13 protein-coding genes are annotated in these 15,140 nt (G+C 72.8%); 7 read left to right on the top strand and 6 right to left on the bottom strand.

Annotated elements, in window-relative coordinates:
* Nucleotides 1–55 precede the first annotated feature (55 nt).
* Nucleotides 56–733, top strand: a complete 678-nt coding sequence (locus tag ACQEVI_RS13420) for a class I SAM-dependent methyltransferase (protein WP_432899449.1) — start codon at nt 56–58, stop codon at nt 731–733.
* 98 nt (nt 734–831) lie between these two features.
* Here ACQEVI_RS13420 and ACQEVI_RS13415 read toward each other — a convergent pair whose 3' ends face one another.
* The 4 genes from ACQEVI_RS13415 to ACQEVI_RS13400 form a co-directional block, all read right to left on the bottom strand.
* Nucleotides 832–2,484 (bottom strand): FAD-dependent oxidoreductase, encoded by a 1,653-nt coding sequence (locus ACQEVI_RS13415; protein ID WP_432899446.1) that lies wholly within the window; start codon nt 2,482–2,484, stop codon nt 832–834.
* Complete coding sequence (locus tag ACQEVI_RS13410; RefSeq protein ID WP_432899443.1) at nt 2,481–4,814, bottom strand: molybdopterin oxidoreductase family protein; 2,334 nt, start codon at nt 4,812–4,814, stop codon at nt 2,481–2,483. Before ACQEVI_RS13410 ends, ACQEVI_RS13415 begins: the two co-directional genes overlap by 4 nt.
* Before the next feature lie 2 nt (nt 4,815–4,816).
* A complete protein-coding gene (locus ACQEVI_RS13405) occupies nt 4,817–6,199 on the bottom strand; it encodes an MFS transporter (protein ID WP_432899440.1) in 1,383 nt (460 codons plus the stop codon).
* A 211-nt stretch (nt 6,200–6,410) separates the two neighbouring features.
* The gene (locus ACQEVI_RS13400; RefSeq protein ID WP_432899437.1) at nt 6,411–6,800 is read right to left on the bottom strand and encodes a VOC family protein; all 390 of its coding nucleotides are present in this window, start codon (nt 6,798–6,800) and stop codon (nt 6,411–6,413) included.
* An 89-nt stretch (nt 6,801–6,889) separates the two neighbouring features.
* On the opposite strand from ACQEVI_RS13400, the gene ACQEVI_RS13395 reads away from it, so the two are divergent.
* From ACQEVI_RS13395 to ACQEVI_RS13385, 3 genes are read left to right on the top strand one after another with little or no spacing between them, the layout of a single operon-like run.
* Complete coding sequence (locus ACQEVI_RS13395; RefSeq protein WP_432899434.1) at nt 6,890–8,191, top strand: molybdopterin molybdotransferase MoeA; 1,302 nt, start codon at nt 6,890–6,892, stop codon at nt 8,189–8,191.
* Complete coding sequence (mobA, locus tag ACQEVI_RS13390; protein WP_432899431.1) at nt 8,188–8,841, top strand: molybdenum cofactor guanylyltransferase; 654 nt, start codon at nt 8,188–8,190, stop codon at nt 8,839–8,841. The genes ACQEVI_RS13395 and mobA overlap by 4 nt, the downstream gene beginning before the upstream one ends.
* Complete coding sequence (locus ACQEVI_RS13385; RefSeq protein ID WP_432899429.1) at nt 8,838–9,098, top strand: DUF6457 domain-containing protein; 261 nt, start codon at nt 8,838–8,840, stop codon at nt 9,096–9,098. The genes mobA and ACQEVI_RS13385 overlap by 4 nt, the downstream gene beginning before the upstream one ends.
* Here the strand turns inward: ACQEVI_RS13385 and ACQEVI_RS13380 are convergent.
* A complete protein-coding gene (locus ACQEVI_RS13380) occupies nt 9,067–10,413 on the bottom strand; it encodes an MFS transporter (RefSeq protein WP_432899426.1) in 1,347 nt (448 codons plus the stop codon). The two genes, ACQEVI_RS13385 and ACQEVI_RS13380, sit on opposite strands and share 32 nt — an antisense overlap.
* Nucleotides 10,414–10,558: 145 nt before the next feature.
* On the opposite strand from ACQEVI_RS13380, the gene ACQEVI_RS13375 reads away from it, so the two are divergent.
* Entirely contained in the window at nt 10,559–11,380 is an 822-nt protein-coding gene (locus ACQEVI_RS13375; RefSeq protein ID WP_432899422.1) for a helix-turn-helix domain-containing protein, read from the top strand.
* 45 nt (nt 11,381–11,425) lie between these two features.
* On the opposite strand, the gene ACQEVI_RS13370 is transcribed toward ACQEVI_RS13375, so the two are convergent.
* Nucleotides 11,426–12,403, bottom strand: coding sequence for an SGNH/GDSL hydrolase family protein (locus tag ACQEVI_RS13370; RefSeq protein WP_432899419.1), 978 nt, complete (start codon nt 12,401–12,403; stop codon nt 11,426–11,428).
* A gap of 150 nt (nt 12,404–12,553) precedes the next feature.
* Between ACQEVI_RS13370 and ACQEVI_RS13365 the strand changes: the two genes are divergently transcribed.
* Both ACQEVI_RS13365 and ggt read left to right on the top strand, forming a co-directional pair.
* Nucleotides 12,554–13,102, top strand: a complete 549-nt coding sequence (locus ACQEVI_RS13365; RefSeq protein WP_432899416.1) for a methylated-DNA--[protein]-cysteine S-methyltransferase — start codon at nt 12,554–12,556, stop codon at nt 13,100–13,102.
* A gap of 123 nt (nt 13,103–13,225) precedes the next feature.
* Nucleotides 13,226–15,052: a gamma-glutamyltransferase gene (gene ggt, locus ACQEVI_RS13360; RefSeq protein WP_432899413.1), complete on the top strand. Its 1,827-nt coding sequence runs from the start codon at nt 13,226–13,228 to the stop codon at nt 15,050–15,052.
* Nucleotides 15,053–15,140 lie beyond the last annotated feature (88 nt).

The following is a 15,140-nucleotide window of genomic DNA, read 5'->3' as shown; positions in this document are numbered from 1 at the left end:
CTTGGATTAACGGGCCTTGCCTATTCCAAGTTTCGCGCCGCTACCGTGGGGCGGCATGGACATCCGGATCGTACAGAACCCGCTGGTGCGCGCGGGCGGCCGGTGGCTGCACCGGGTCAACCAGCGGCATCCGTGGAGCCACAACGACCACTTCCACGGTTGGATCCTGCGGCGGCTCCCGGACCGACGGCGGCGGGCGCTCGACGTCGGCTGCGGCGCCGGCCTCCTGCTGAGCCGGCTGCGGGGCCGTTTCGACGAGGTCCTGGGTGTGGACGCCGACGCGGCCATGGCCGCCGTCTCGGCGGAGCGCTTCGCCGGTGATCCCGTCGTGAGCGTCCGCCACGCCCGGTTCGAGGACGTCGACGGCACGTTCGACACCATCACCATGATCGCGGTGCTGCACCACATGCCGCTGGAGGCGGCCCTGCGGCACGCGTCCGAGCGGCTCGAACCCGGCGGGCGGCTGCTCGTGGTCGGCCTGGCGCGGCCGGAGAGCCTGGCGGACTTCGTCTGGGACGTCCCGTCGTCGCTGCTCAACCCGCTGGTCGGGATGGTCAAGCATCCACAGCCGGTCACGAAGCCTGTGGACGACGGCGGCCCGCCGCTGCCGATGCGCGACCCGGCCGAGACGTTCGCCGAGATCTCCGAGGTGGTGCGCCGGATGCTGCCGGGCGCGCGGATCCGCCGTCGCCTCTTCTTCCGCTACACGCTGGAGTGGACCCGCCCGGTGTAGCCGCGGTCTACCCAGCGATCGGGCCCGTATCCATAGTGAGTTCCGGGCCCAATCACTGGGCAGCAGCGGACTTTTGATCCGCGGGTTCAGGGTTCGGCTCACGCCGGCTCCGGGACCGCCTCCTTGCTCTCCTTGAGCCAGTCGACCAGCCCGCACACCGCGTCCTTGCACGACCCGCAGCCCGTCGTCGCCCGGGTCTCGCGCACGACCTCCTCGACCGTGTGCGCACCCGACCCGCACGACTCCGCGATATCGCCCTTGGTCACGCCGTTGCAGCGGCACACCACCGCGTCCTCCGGCATGTGCTCGGGCGACGACGCCGGGGCCGCCGTCTGCATCACCGGCGTCAGCAGGAGGAACGCGGGGTCCATCGGGACCGGCGTGCGGCGCGTGTAGGCGGCGGTGAGGTCGGCGGCGACCCGTGGATCGCCCACGCAGGTGGCTCCCACGAGGATCCCGTCGGACACCACCACCTCGATGTACCGGCCTGCCCTCGGGTCGGCGAGGCGGACCGCCCGCTGCGTCAGGCCGTTCGGGCGCGACGGACCACAGACGCCCATCGTGGTGACGCTGAGCGCCCCGGCCTTGACCTTCACGACGTCGGTCCCCCTCGTGTCGATGCCCCGGTCCGACTGCGCACGGGAGGCGCCGCCCGCCAGCAGGGCGCCGAGGCGTACGGCCATGCTGGGCTGGGCGCCGTCGTGGGGCAGGCGGAGGTGGACGGTCTCGGCAGGCTCGACCAGCGGCGTCGGCGCGGTGACCGGCTCGACCAGCGAGACCAGCGTCTCCGCCAGCCGACGCGCCTGGTCCCAGCCCTCGGCGACGAGCCCCCGCGAACCGTTCGGCGGCTGTGCGCAGTCGCCGATCGCGTGCACGCACGGGTCGTCGGGGCTGGCGAGGTCGTAGCCGACGACGATGCCCCGGTCCGTCGACAGCCCGGCCGCCGCGGCGAGGCCGGTCTCGGGGATGGTGCCGACGGAGAAGATGATGAGCCGGGCGGCGACCACCTCGTCGCGCTGGCCCGAACCCCCGTCGCCGGCCCGGTCCGCGTTGTCCTTGACCCGGATCCCCACCGCCCGCCCGCCCGCGACGAGCACCTCGCTGGACAGGCAGTTCGGCAGTACCGTGACGCCCTGCCCCTCCAGTCCGGACCGGACGACGTCAGCGGCCTCCGGGTCGAGCTGACGCTCCATGAGCGACTGCACGTTGTGGACAAGGGTCACGCTGAGCCCGCGGCCCGCGAGCCCCACGGCGGCCTCCAGCCCCAGCACGCCGCCGCCGACCACCACCGCACGCGGCGAGTTGACGGTGGCCGCGACGATCTCCCGGGCGTCGTCGAGGGTGCGCAGTGCGTGCACGCCGGCGGGCAGGCCGCCGTCGGCCGTGCGCAGGCCCGGGATCGGCGGGATACGGGCCGCCGCGCCGGTCGCGAGCACCACGTGGTCGTAGGGGTGCGTCGAGCCGTCGTCGGCGGTCACCACCCGTGACTCGCGGTCGATCGAGGTCGCGGTGACGCCCCGCAGGACGCTGACCCGGGCGCCGTCGGGCAGGGGCATGGTGATGGCGGCGACGTCGGTGCGGCCGGCCACCACGTCGCTGAGCAGCACCCGGTTGTACGGCTCGTACGGCTCGGAGCCGAGCACTGTGATGTCGAACGCCTCGGGCTCACGACGGAGCAGCTCGTCGACGAGCCGCGAGCCGACCATCCCGAAACCCACCACCACGACCTTCACGGGGACACGTAGGTTCATGTCGAGAGCTCCTTCTTTCGGCGAGCGGCGTCCCGGTCTCCCCGTTGGTCGAGCCTGTCGAGGCCGGTCCCTGGCGGGTCCTGAGCCTGTCGAAGGGCGACCAACGAGGCGTCGGGCACGGGCGTGACGTCCACGGCGCAGACCTTGAACTCCGGCATGCCGGAGATCGGGTCGGTCGCGTCGGTGGTGACCTGGTTGACGGATCCGATGCCGCTCCAGTGGAACGGCATGAAGACGGTGTCGGGGCGGACGGCGTCGGTCCAGCGGGCAGTCGCCTCGACCTGGCCGCGGGAGCTGGTGAGGCGCACGCGGGCGCCGTCGGGCACGCCGATGCGGAAGCCCAGCACCGGGTGCAGCTCGACGTACGGCTCGGCGACGAGGCGCTCCAGCTCCGCGACACGGTGCGTCTGCGCGCCCGACTGGTAGTGCTGCAGCACCCTGCCCGTGACCAGGTAGAACGGCGCGCCGGGCCGCACGTCGTCGCTCGGCCCCACGTGGTCGACGGCGACCATGCGCGCCCGCCCGTCGGGCGTGGCGAACCGTTCAAGAAACATACGCGGCGTCCCGGGATGCCCAGACATGTCAGACGCTGAGGTCACTGGAGTGACCTGCGGGTCTGACACATCGCCGGGGGCCGGTGCGGGGACCGGCCAGAACAGGCCCGAACCGCCGGACGCCTCGTCGGCGTCGAGCCGGGCGTGGGAGAGCCCGGAGTAGTCGGCGGGGCCGCCGGCGGAGGCCCTGGCCAGCTCGTCGAACACCACCGCGGGGTCGGCCGGGAAGGCAAGGTCCTCGGGCGCGCCCAGCCGGCGCGCCAGCTCGGCGAGGATCCACAGCTCCGAGCGGACCTCGCCCGGCGGCGCCACGACGGCCCGACGGCGGATGACCCGGCCCTCGAGCGACGTCATGGTGCCCTCCTCCTCGGCCCACTGCGTCACCGGCAGCACGACGTCGGCCAGCAGCGCCGTCTCGCTCGGCACGAAGTCGCAGACCACCAGGAGGTCGAGGCTCTTCAGGCGGTCGATGACGCGGTTCGCGTCGGGGGCGCTGACCACGAGGTTGGAGCCGTGCACGAGCATCGCGCGCGGGCCGGTCGGCGTTCCGAGGGACCTGAGCAGCTGCACCGCCGGGAGGCCGGGTCCGGGCAGCGTCTCCGGGTCGACGCCCCAGACGGCGGCGACGTGCTCGCGCGCCGCCGGGTCGTCGATCTTGCGGTAGCCCGGAAGCTGGTCCGCCTTCTGACCGTGCTCACGGCCGCCCTGCCCGTTGCCCTGCCCGGTGATGGCGCCGTAGCCGGAACCGACCCGGCCCGGCAGGCCGAGCGCGAGCGCCAGGTTGATCGACGCCGTGACGGTCGCGGTGCCCTGCGTCGACTGCTCGACGCCGCGGCCGGTCAGCACGTACGCGCCGGCGCCGCCGTGGACGGGCGCGGCCGCGGCGAGCAGCCGAGCCACGCGCCGGAGCTCGTCGGCGGGTACACCGGAGACCGACTCGACCCGCTCCGGCCACCAGCCGGCGACCGACCGGGCGACGTCGTCGAACCCGGTGGTGCGCTGTTCGAGGTACTCGCGGTCGGCGAGGCCTTCCGCGAGCACCACGTGCAGGAGCCCGAGCAGGACGGCGAGGTCAGTGCCCGGCACGGGCGCGAGGTGCACGCCCTCAGCGGGCTGCCCCGTCGAGGGGTCGCCCGTCAGCCGGGCCGTCGCGGACCGCCGCGGGTCGACGACGACGAGCCCGCCCGCCGCCCGCGCGCCGGCGAGGTGCTGCACGGCCGGCGGCATGGTCTCGGCGAGGTTGGAGCCGAGGAGCAGCACCGCCTGCGCGCCCCCGAGGTCGGCGAGCGGGAACGGCAGCCCACGGTCGACGCCGAAGGACCGGTTCATCCCGGCCGCCGCCGAGGCCATGCAGAACCGGCCGTTGTAGTCGATGTTCGGCGTGCGCAGCACGGTCCGCGCGAACTTGCCGAGCGCGTACGCCTTCTCGTTGGTCAGCCCGCCGCCGCCGAACACCGCTACCGACTCCGGGCCGTGCTCGGCGGCCAGGCCGGCGAGCCGGGACGCGACCAGGTCGAGCGCCGCGTCCCAGCTCACCGGCTCCAGCTCGCCGGACTCGCCCCGGACCAGCGGGGTGACGAGCCGGTCCGAGACCCCGAGCACCGCCGCCGACGTCCACCCCTTCTGGCACAGCCCGCCCCGGTTCGTGGGGAAGTCACGGGGCCGCACCTCTGGTGCGGCCGTCACGTCAGCGCGGGGCCGCGTCAGCGACATCCCGCACTGCAGCGCACAGTAGGGGCAGTGTGAGTCGACGGCGGTTCCGGGGGAAGCAAGCATGTTCAGACCCGAGCCTCTGCCATGGCACCGCGGCCGTAGACGAACCAGCACACGAAGGCCATCACGGCGTACACCCCGATGAACAGCCACAGTGCGGGCACGAGCGACCCGGCCACCGTGGTGGACAACGCGAACCCGCGCGGGATGAGGAATCCGCCGAACGCTCCGATCGCCCCGGCGATACCGATGCACCCGGCCGCTGCCTTCGCCGTCGCGCCGCTCACCCGGAAGACCGCGGGGATCATCCGGTAGACCGAGCCGTTGCCGACACCCGTAGCCACGAACAGGATGAGGAACGAACCGAAGAACACCGGGAAGTTCGCCGTGCCGAGGGCCCAGATCGCGCCCATCGCACCGGCCGCCATCACGGCGAAGGAGGCGATCGTCACGACCATGCCGCCGACGCGGTCGGCGAGGATGCCGCCGAGCGGTCGGGCGACGGATCCGACGAGGGCACCCATGAACGCCAGCGGGATCGCGACCTCCGGGAACTGGCCCTTGAGCAGCGTCGGGAAGGCACCCGCGTACCCGATGAACGAGCCGAACGTGCCGATGTAGATGAAGCTGATGATCCACGTGTGCTTGTTCTTGACCGCCACACCGAACGAGCGAGGGTCCGCCTTCGCCTCGGTGAGGTTGTCCATCCAGCGCCAGGCGAGGAACGCGGCGAGCAGGATGAACGGGATGAAGATGAGCCCGGCCCGGTCGAGCGCGACGCCCGCAGCAGTGACGATGACGAGCGGGACGGCGAGCTGCACGGCCGCCGTGCCGATGTTGCCGCCGGCCGCGTTCCAGCCGAGGGCCGCGCCCTTCTCCTTCTCGGGGAAGAAGAACGAGATGTTCGCCATCGAGGAGGCGAAGTTGCCGCCGCCCAGGCCCGCGAGCGCCGCGGCGCCGAGCAGCAGGGGGAACGGGGTGGTCGGATCGCTGACGGTGAGCATCAGCGCACCGATCGGCAGGAGCAGGAGCAGCGCCGAGACCATGGTCCAGTTGCGGCCACCGAACACGGGGACGGCGAACGTGTAGGGGATGCGGAGCGTCGCGCCGACGAGGGCGGGCACGGAGATGAGCCAGAACATCTGGTCGACGGTGAGGTCGAAGCCCGCGGCGGGCAGCTGCGGCACGACGATGGACCACAGGGCCCAGGCGCCGAAGCCGAGGAACTCCGCGAAGATCGAGAGCACGAGGTTCCGCCGGGCGGTCCGGCGTCCGCCGTCCTCCCAGAGGGTCTTGTCCTCGGGGTCCCAGTGGTCGATCCAGCGTCCGGTGTACCGCTGGACTGCTGACTTGGGCGCCGTCTCGGTGGCGGTCGAGCTCGTGGGCTCGTTCGCGGCCGAGGTCTGGTCGTCGTGCGTGATCGGAGTGGACACGCTGTCCTCCTGCATGGGCGTATGCCCGACGACGCCGGGCGCGCCCGGACCGACAAGCGCCGAATCCGGGGCCGGCCCGACGTCGGACCGACAGGTAGGAACCTAGGGAGGCGGTGTTTCATCGCCCGACAAAGAGCAGTTAATCGACCGTAAGGAAGAACGCACAGCGTACCGACGCGCCGTGTGAGGGTGTTGAGGCATCCACATGGCGGCACTGACGGCCGCGTCACATGACCGGCGTCAGGACCTCCACGCGGTTGCCCGCACCGTCGAAGGTGTGGAAACGCTCGTAGCCGTCGAAGGTGTGGCGGTCCGTCCACGTGAGCTCGAAGCCGAGCTCTTCCAGGCGGGCACCGATGGACTCGAGGTGCGCGACGGAGTCGGCCACGAGGGCCGGGTGGGCCTTGCGCGCGGGCTCGAACGGGTCCTGCACGCCCACGTGGATCTCGGCGGTCGTGCGGCCCTCGTCGTCGAAGTCGCGGAACCAGCAGAGCGCCCGGCCCGCGAGCCCCGGCGGGCGCGGGACCTCGGTGAGTCCAAGGCCCTCACCGTAGAAGCGGCGGGCGGCATCCTCGCCGCCGGGCGGGCAGACAACCTGGACGTGGTGAAGGCGCATGGGCCCGATTATCGCTGCTCACACCTGCCGGCGACAGGCTGTGCGGGCGCCGAAACCACCTTTGCGTCCCGCTGTCCTAGGGTCGGATCATGGAGCCGCAGGCGCGCAGCGTCACCGAGCACGTCGAGCGTGTGCTCGCCCTCGTCGCGCCGTTGCGCGCCGCAGCACAGGACCTGGAAGACGCGCTCGGCTCGGTCCTCACCGAGGACCTGAACGCCTTCGTGTCCGTCCCACCGTTCGACGGCGCCGCGATGGACGGGTACGCGGTGCGGCTGGCCGACCTGCCGCCCGACGGGAGCCAGGTGACCCTCCAGGTGACCGGCGACGTCGCGGCCGGGCCGAGCAGTCTGACCGAGGTCGGGACGGGGCAGGCGGTCCGGATCATGACCGGCGCCCCGCTCCCGCCCGGTGCGGACGCCGTGATCCCCGTGGAGCGCACCTCGACCGGCCGGTTCGTCGCGGGCGCACCCCGGGCGGAGGAGTCGGTGACGCTCGCCAGGCAGCCCCGGCCGCACGTCCGCCGCGCGGGTGAGGACGTGCGCCAGGGAGAGCTTCTCGCGCGGGCGGGGACAGAGCTGACGGCGGCGCTGGTGGGTGCGCTCGCGGCGTCGGGCACGGTGCGTGTCGCGGTCCGACGTCGGCCGCTGGTCGCCGTCGTCTCCACCGGGTCGGAGCTCGTACCTCTCGGTGGTGCGCTCGGACCGGGGCAGATCACCGACTCCAACGGGCCGATGCTCGCGGCGGCGGTCCGCGCGGCGGGCGCCGACGTCGTCCGGCTCGGGCCGGTGACGGACGACCCGGAGGCACTCCGCCGGGTACTCGACCAGGCGGTACGCGCCGACGCCGACGGTGCGGGCGCCGATCTCATCGTGACCGCCGGGGGCGTGTCGGCGGGCGCGGCGGACGTGGTCCGGGAGGTCCTCGCGGCTCCCGGTCCGAACGGTCCGGGAGTGACCGACGTCGACGTCGCCACCGTCGCCATGTCCCCTGGCAAGCCGCAGGCCCTGGCCCGCTGGGGCGGTGTGCCGTGGCTGGCGCTGCCGGGCAACCCCGTGGGCGCGTACGCGTCGTTCGAGCTCTTCGCACGCCCGGCGATCGACCGCCTCCGCGGCGCGGAGGACTCGGGGCGACACCACACACCCCGCGCGGTACCACTTGTCGCCGCTGCGGGCTGGTCCGGTTCGCCCGGGCGGCTGCTCGTCGTCCCGGTCCGGCTCGTTCCGCTGCCCGACGACGTCGCGGGTACCACTCCGGGATCCGCCGGCGTGGTGCCCGCCGGTTCCCACCACTCGCTGTCCGCGCTAGCCACCGCCGACGGCCTGGCCTTCGTCCCGCCCGCCGTCGAGAAGGTGCGCCCCGGGGACATCGTCCAGGTGCTGATGCTGCGATGACGGAGCACGCCGAGACGTCCGCGGGGATCACGTACGACGCCGTCGTGCTGGCCGGCGGACGGGCTACCAGGCTGGGCGGCACCGCCCGGCTGGGCGAGACCGCCAAAGCCGGACTGGTCGTCGAGGGCGAGCGACTGCTCGACCGGGCCCTCACGGCGAGCCGCCGAGCCCGAACGACAGTGGTGGTGGGCCCGCCGGACCTCGCGGACGTACTGGCCGGCGTCCGACCGCAACCGGTGCTGACCCAGGAGGACCCGCCGTTCGGCGGACCGGTCGCGGGCCTCGCCGCCGGACTGCGAACCCTTCCCACAGCGGGTACGCCGTGGGTCCTGGTCCTGGCGGTGGACGTGCCGCACGCCGCTGGAGCGATCCCGCTCCTGGAGCAGGCCGTCTCACGTGAACCCACGGACGGCGCATACCTGGTGCGCGAGGGCCGGGCCCAGTGGCTGGTGGGGATCTACCGCCGCGCTGCCCTGGTCTCGGCGCTGGCCGGTACCGAGCCGGCCGGCGGCTCGATGAGACGCCTGGTCGGCGAGCTTCGCTGCGCGGAGGTGCCGGACCCGGCAGGCTGGAGCGACGACATCGACACCCCCGCGGACGCGGAGCGCCTCGGCGCCGCGACCGACGACTACCGGAAGGACCCGAGATGACAGACCTCGACAGCTGGGTGGAGGCGCTGGAGGCGGAGCTCGGGCTCCCGCCGGGGACGGTCGACGTCGGGGCGGTGCTCGACCTCGCCCGCGACGCGGCGCACGCCGTCGCCCGGCCGGCCGCACCGGTCACCACCTATGCGGTGGGCTTCGCGGCGGGCCTGGCCGCGGCGGGAGACCTGGGCGCTACGTCGAGCAGCGGACCGGACGCCGCGGAGAAGGCGATCAGCCTCGCTGCGCGCTGGGTCGCCGACTGACCGCCGCGCAGCCCGCTCCGACCAGGAGCGTCACCGCCGTCGCACCGAGCGCCCAGGGCAGGCCCGCTGCCAGGTAGATCCCGCCGATCGCGGCGATCGCGACCGTCTGCGCCACGAGCGGGCCAGTGGTGTTGAGCGCGGAGAACGCGGACGCCCGGTGCGGCGGGACCATGCCGGACAGGTGCGAGATCAGCGGGCTGTAGCCGCTCGCGTGGCCTGCCCCTGCCAGGACGAGGAGCGGCGCGAGGATCCACGGTGAGGCACCGGTCGCGACCGTGGCCACGACAACCGCCAGCACGACGGGCCCCGCCACGGGCAGCGCCCGGATGCCGCGCTCAGGCATCCGGGTCCAGGTCAGGCTCATGACACCGAAGCCGATCGTGTACGGAAGGAACGCGAGGCCTGCGGCGAACGGTGTCCAGCCCAGGTCGTCCTGCACGTGCAGGGTGAATGTGAAGAGCAGAGCCGCGTAGCAGCCCATCACGACGGCACACGCGAGCAGGCCTGACTTCATGCCGCGCGGGCGGAGCACGACGAGGTCGAGCAGGGGATGCGCCGCCCGCAGCTGATGCCGCACGAACCACGTGAGCAGCACTACCGAACCACCGAGGACAGCCCACGTCCACCACGGCCAGCCGGCCTCCCTGCCCACCGTGAGCGACGTCGTGAACGCGGCCATGCCGAGCGCGAGGACGACGGTCCCGGACAGGTCGAACCGGCAGGCTCCGACCCGGCCGGCTCCTTCCCCGGCACGGGTCGGCGGCAGCACCTGGCCCACCGCCGCGAGCAGCAGCAGGCCGACCGGGACGTTGACGAGGAACACGGGTCGCCACGACAGCCCGAACAGGTCCGCCGAGACCAGGAGCCCACCGAGCAGCTGCCCCAGTGCGACGCCCAGGGCGAGCACCAGGGAGTACATGCCGATGGCGCGCCGTCGTTCGGGTCCCTGGAAATGGTGCTGGATCAGGGAGAACACCTGCGGGATCAGCAGCGCCGCCCCTCCGCCCTGGACCACGCGGGCCGCGACCAGGACGGCCGGTGCCGGTGCGAGGCCGCAGGCCAGCGACGCGACGGTGAACACCGCGAGGCCCCACTGGAACACCCTGCGGTGCCCGACCAGATCCCCCAGCCGCGCCCCGGCGACGATGAGGCTCGCGAGGACCACCAGGTATCCCGAGAGCACGAGCTGCTGCACAGCGCCCGTCGCGCCGAGGTCCCGCTGGATCGCGGGCAGGGCGACGTTGGCGATGGAGCCGTCCATCGAGGCCATGGTCTGGGCGGTGAGGAGTACCGCGAGGAGCAAGGGCTTCCGCATGGCCCCAGGGTCCGACGGCGGGCGGCGCCCGTCTTGAAGATCCTTGTTCGGTGCCGGTCTTCGGGCCTGACCGGCCTCGGGGCCCGACCGGCCTCGAGGCCCGAGGTCGGTCGGGACTGTCGGTGACCCCGCCTACGGTGGGGTCGTGCGCCGCGCCACGTCCGTCCTCACCGCACCTGAGTACTCGGTGCGGGTCGTGGCGTGCTCGGACGACCACCGCGGATGGTCCCCGGCCGAGCCGGTCGAGACGTTCGGCCTCGTCCTCGCCCGGCGGGGGCACTTCCGGCTGGTGAACGGCGGCGTCGAGCAGGCAGTCGACGTCACGCAGGGATACACGCAGATCCCGGGTCTGGACCAGCGTTTCGCGCATCCGTCCGGCGGTGACGTGTGCACGTTCGTCTCGGTCGGCGCCGCGCTCTGGCACGAGATCACCGGCGACCGGCCCGCGTCCACCACGGTGCGGATCGACGGTGTGACCGAGCTGGCCCACCGGCTCCTGCTGCGCACGGCGCACGACGCCGCGGATCCCGCCGAACGCCTGGTCCGCACGGTGACGGCCGCGGCTCGCACCTCCGGGTCGGACGACGCCGGGCCCGCCCGGACGCCCGCCGCCCGCGCTTCGCGGACGCGGCTCGTCGTACAGGCGCGCGAGGCCGTCCTGGACGACGCGCCCGCGTCGCACGACCTGGTGAGCCTCGCCCGCGCGCTGAAGGTGTCGCCCGGGCACCTCAGCCGGGTCTTCGTGACCGAGACCGGCGTCAGCCTCACCAGGTTTCGCAACCGGCTACGCGTGAGCCGGGTACTGGCCCGGCTGGAGGCGGGCGACGACGACCTGGCTGCGATCGCGGGAGACCTGGGCTTCGCCGATCAGGCGCACCTGACCAGGACCGTGCGCGTCACGCTCGGCACGACGCCTGCCCGACTGCGCAGTGCGTTCGCCGGCCAGAACCCTGACCTGAACGCTTGACCGGGACCGGCGTCGGCGCCAAGGGTGCGCCGACGCCGGACCGGCTCACCCTCCGAGGTGGGCGATCACCGCACGCGCCTGGGCCTCGGCACCCGCCGAGTTCGGGTGCGCGGGAACGCCGACTGCCACCCCGTTGAGCGACAGCCCGTACGCCTCCGCGTACCGGTCGAACGGCCCGGTGCAGAGGTCATGGCCGCCGGTCGAGGCGAACGTGTCGACCACCTCCACAGCCGCGCGCGCGGCGGCCCGGTCGATCATCGCGTTGAGCTCGCGGAACTTCCCCGAGATGTACTTCATGTCGGTGTCGGAGGCGGCCAGGCGGGGAAAGCAGCCGTGGTCGGGCACGACGTCCATGTAGTTGACCGCGAGGATGCGTGCGTTCGGCGAGATCGTCCGGACGCCCTCGAACGCCGCGACGAGCTTGTCCTCCGACGCGCTGATCTGCTGGCTGAGCTGGTCCACGCCACCGCGGGTGTACTTGGCCTTGCAGCCGCCCAGCGGCAGGCCGATGCCGATGTCGGTGATCGGCGTGAGCGGCACGAGACCGAGGCAGTCGAGGCCCGCGGCCGCGATCCCGGCGTCGTTCCCGCCGATGCCCACGGTGACCAGGTCGGTGGTGGCCGTGAGGCGCGCGAACTGGGGCTCGTTGGTGCCGAGCAGCACGCTCTGGCTGTTCGCGAAGTGCTCGGTGGTCGCAGCCCCGCACGAGGCGTCGCGGAACGTCGCGGGCCGGATCGTCTGCTCGACGAGCTTGGGGTAGTTGACCTTGGACTGCGCGCAGCCGAGCGGCGCGTAGCGGGTGTCCGGGGTGCCGCGGCCGTCGAGCAGGACGACGTCCGCGGTCCAGGAGTCACCAAGGGCGACGTACTCCTCGTAGCGGGGCACGGAACCCGGCAGTGCGGTGGCTGCGCCGGCCTCCTCGGCCTGCGACGGCGGAGCCGCTCCGACGGCGAGGCACGTCGTGGCGAACGAGGTAGCGAGGGCGAGGGCCAGTACACGGAACACCGCGCTGTGCTGCGTCATGCGCTGAGATTAGGTGGGCGAACTTGACGCGGGGTATCACAGTTCCGCTCGCGTATCCGGCGTCGTGTGCCGGTCCGGGACGGCGGTGACCGCGCAGGCCGGGCGGGCTGCGTCGGCCGTGTGTCGGTGTGCCCGCCTATCGTGTGGCGCATGGACCGGAACAGGCTCGAGTTCGCGGTGATCCCGACCGCGATCGGCGAGTGCGCGCTCGTCTGGAACGAGGACGCGGAGATCGTCGGCTCGGCGCTGCCCCACGGCGGCGCCGAGCAGGTGCGAGGCGCCGTGCGGAGCTGGTACCCGGACGCCGTCGAGGCCTCGCCCGCGGCGGTGGCACCAGCCGCCGCGGCGCTCGTCCAGCTGCTCGGCGACGGCGTCGGGGACCTCGCGGAGGTCCCCCTGAACATGAGCGCCGTGCCCGACTTCGACCGTCGCGTCTACGAGGTGGTACGCGCCATCCCTCCGGGCGAGACCCGCACGTACGGCGAGGTCGCGGCCGAGCTGGGCGCGCCCGGAGCCGCGCAGGCCGTCGGGCAGGCCATGGGCCGCAACCCGTTCCCGCCCATCGTGCCGTGCCATCGCGTGCTGGCCGCCGGCCGCCGCGTCGGCGGGTTCTCGGCACGTGGCGGGGCCCGCACCAAGGTGCGGATGCTGGAGACGGAAGGCGTCTACCTGGAGCAGCCCACACTCTTCGATCTCTGATCGGATTCGACCGGATCTCATCCGGCCCTCCCAGTTTCAACCGGCCCACAACCTTTCGGGCACACTGTGCGTCTTAGTCGGTGCTATCCCGCTGTTCGCACACCTCAGGAGCCCGGAAACCCCATGCGCAAGAGATTCCCCATTCGTTCATCGGCAGCTACGGGCGCCCTCGCCCTGCTGCTCGCCGGTGCCATCTCGGCAGGCCCGCTCGAGGCCGCGGCCACCGAGTCGAAGCCCGAGCCGCCGAAGACACCGACCGCTACCGGGTACGGCGGAGCAGTGAGCTCGCTCGACCCGATCGTCTCCGAGATAGGTCTGCAGATGCTCCGCCGCGGTGGCAACGCCACCGACGCCGCCGTCGCGATGGCGGCGGCGATCGGCGTGACCGACCCGTACAGCGCCGGGATCGGCGGCGGCGGGTTCTTCGTCCACTACGACGCCGCCTCCGGTCAGGTCGAGACCATCGACGGGCGCGAGACGGCGCCGTCGGCGATCGAGCACGACGCCTTCATCGACCCGGCGACCGGCAAGTCCTACCCGTTCTACCCGGACCTGGTCACCAGCGGTATCAGCGTCGGCGTCCCCGGAACTCCCGCGACGTGGGAGCGCGCGCTGGATCGGTGGGGCACCACGACCCTGAGCCAGGCGCTGCGCCCGGCGACGAAGGTGGCGGAGAAGGGCTTCGTCGTCGACAAGCTCTTCTACGACCAGACCCTGCTGAACCAGGCTCGCTTCCAGGCCCTGACTTCCACCAGCGACCTGTTCCTGCCGGACGGACAGGCTCCGGCAATCGGATCCGTGTTCCGCAACCCGGACCTGGCGGAGACCTACCGGACGCTCGCCAGAGGTGGTGTCGAAGCGTTCTACGAGGGGGCGCTCGCGCAGGACATCGCGGACGCGGTGCAGGCTCCGCCCGTCGCGGCCGGGACCACGCTCCCGGTGCCGGCGGGATCGATGACCGCCGAGGACCTCGCGGCGTACGAGGTCGTGGACCGGGACCCGGTCTCCGTCTCGTACCGCGGGTACGACATCTACGGGATGGCACCGCCGGCGTCCGGCGGGACCACAGTCGGCGAGACGCTGAACATCCTCGAGCAGTTCGACCTGAGCTCGCAGAACGACCCAGCGGTGCTGCACCACTACATCGAGGCGAGCGCCCTGGCGTTCGCGGACCGCGCCGCCTACCTGGGCGACGGCGACTTCGTCGACGTCCCGGTGGCCGGGCTGCTGGACGACACCTTCGCCAAGGAGCGGGCCTGCCTGCTCGACCCCGCGACCGCTGCGGCCAAGCCCGTGACGGCAGGTGACGCCAGGTCGTACGACGGCGTGTGCGCCACGCCCGGCGCGGAGGGCATCGTCCCCGAGGACACCGAGAGCCCGTCGACCACGAACCTGACGGCGGTCGACCGGTGGGGCAACGTGGTCGAGTACACGCTGACGCTGGAGCAGATCGGCGGTTCGGGGATCGTCGTGCCCGGACGCGGGTTCATCCTGAACAACGAGCTCACGGACTTCAGCATCGAGTACAGCCCCACCGACCCGAACCGGCTGGAGGCCGGCAAGCGGCCGCGCTCGTCCATGGCGCCGACGATCGTCCTGGAAGACGGGCGCCCGGTGCTCGCGCTCGGTTCGCCGGGCGGGTCCCAGATCATCAACACGGTCACGCAGATGCTGATCAACCGGATCGACCTGGGCATGACCATCGAGGAAGCGATCGCCGCCCCGCGGGCCGCGCCGCAGAACTCGGTGCGCACGATCGCCGAGCAGGCGTTCGTCGACAGCTACGGCACGGCGCTGACCGGGTACGGGCACACGCTCCGGCCGACGACCAACGCCATCGGTGCGGCGACCGCCATCGAGATCGGCCCGGGCGGCCGTCTCACCGCCGTCGCCGAGCCGACCAGGCTCGGCGGTGGATCGGCCCGCGTGGTCTGGCCGGCGGGGTCCTGACACAGGTCGAGCGGCTGGTGCGCCGATGGCGCGCCAGCCGTTCGATGCGTTCTCAGCGGGCGGGCCCCAGCTCTCGGGCGCCCGCCCC

This window comes from Promicromonospora sp. CA-289599 (assembly GCF_050936155.1).
Lineage (GTDB): Bacteria > Actinomycetota > Actinomycetes > Actinomycetales > Cellulomonadaceae > Promicromonospora.
Note: the sequence above shows the minus strand (reverse complement) of the source record. Positions and strands in the feature narration are given on the sequence as shown.